The organism is Pseudoalteromonas sp. SR45-5 (assembly GCF_014163565.1).
GTDB classification, from domain to species: Bacteria; Pseudomonadota; Gammaproteobacteria; order Enterobacterales; family Alteromonadaceae; genus Pseudoalteromonas; species Pseudoalteromonas distincta.
In genome coordinates, this window is sequence record NZ_JACJDN010000819.1 from 1 (window position 1) to 1,457 (window position 1,457).

The window sequence follows — 1,457 nt, forward strand, 5'->3', positions numbered from 1 at the left end:
CTCTAATTAAGCTCGTAAAAAAAATATCACTTAAAAACGATATTAAAAGAAGCCTTAAAAAATCAACATTTAAAAAGCTAATAGCACGTACAGTATTTATATTAACTTTTAAAATATTGGCATTTGTAAGGCGCTTATAAATGTCAGAAAAAAAATCGGTTTCGTCTGGTATTGGTACTATGGCTGTACTAACTATCTCATCAAAGTTAGTTAGGCTCGTTATATTAATGATTACAGCGCGTTTTTTAACACCAGAAGATTTTGGTGTAGTTGCGGCATTTACTATGGTGTTTGCTTTTGCTTATTTAATTGCTGATATGGGTATTATAAGAACACTTATCCAACGCCCTGTTATTAGTGATAAGCATGTTGGTAGCGCGTTAGTTTTATCTATATCTTTATGTGTTTTAATTTGTCTATCGCTTTTTTTGTTTGCCGATAATATCGCTAATCAACTAAATGTTAATGAAATAGCTTTGCCATTAGAAATATCGGGCATAATATTTTTGTTATTGGGATTTAGTAATATTTGTTCAGCTTTATTTCAGCGCAGTGGCGACGTTGTTTTTATAGGTAAATTACAAGCTCTTGGTACCGTTACCGGAAATATATTTGTAACAGTACCCTTGCTCTATTTTGATATTGGTTTTTGGTCAATCATTATTGGTCTGTGGGTATCGGAGTTGATTTCAGTAGTATTTATACTGCTCAGAGGTTGGAAAAACCTTCACTTTAAAGTTTATAAAACTGAGCTAACAGAAATAATTAAATACGCAACTGCATTCTTTTTTAACAGTACTCTTGGTTTACTTAGCCAGCAAATAGACATCGCGATTATAAGCAAAATGATGGGCAGTACAGCTCTGGGGTTTTATTCAAGAGCTATGCAGTTGGTAGAGTTTCCTAATCAAGTATATTGGTTGGTTGTTGACCGTGTGGTATTTCCTGTGATGTCGGCAATGAAAGACGATAAAGAAAAGTTATCTCAGTTTTTTTTACAATCACTAAGTTTACTTAGCCTGGCCTTAACTATAGGCTCGCTTATATTAGTTGTAGGTGCAGACCAAATAGTATTAATAATGATGGGTGAACAATGGGGTGAAGTTGCATCAATATTAGAAATATTAGGGCTTTGCATAATATTCAGAGCCTTGGCATCTTTCATGGACTCTTTTATAGCAGCTTACGATTTAATCAAGTTGTTAACAATTAAGCAGATTGTATCACTATTGATACTTGTTACAGCTATATGGTTTGGCGCCGATTACGGAGTGCTAGGTGTTGCATACGCTGTAGTCATTACCAGCGCAATGCGTTTTTTATTAACAGTAGCTTTAATTTTGAGCTGTTCAAAAGTTAGATTAATTCAAATTTTGAAGGTTTTTATCCCTAGTGTAATTACGCCTTTGACTATATTTGTAGTTTACTTATGTGTATCTGAAGTAGAGATAATGCAA

1 protein-coding gene is annotated in these 1,457 nt (G+C 33.6%); it reads left to right on the forward strand.

What is annotated here, in order from left to right; translation table 11 throughout:
• Positions 1–140: 140 nt before the first annotated feature.
• Positions 141–1,457, forward strand: a 1,317-nt coding sequence (locus tag H5072_RS19330) for an oligosaccharide flippase family protein (protein WP_182694495.1), incomplete at its 3' end; no start/stop codon positions are given.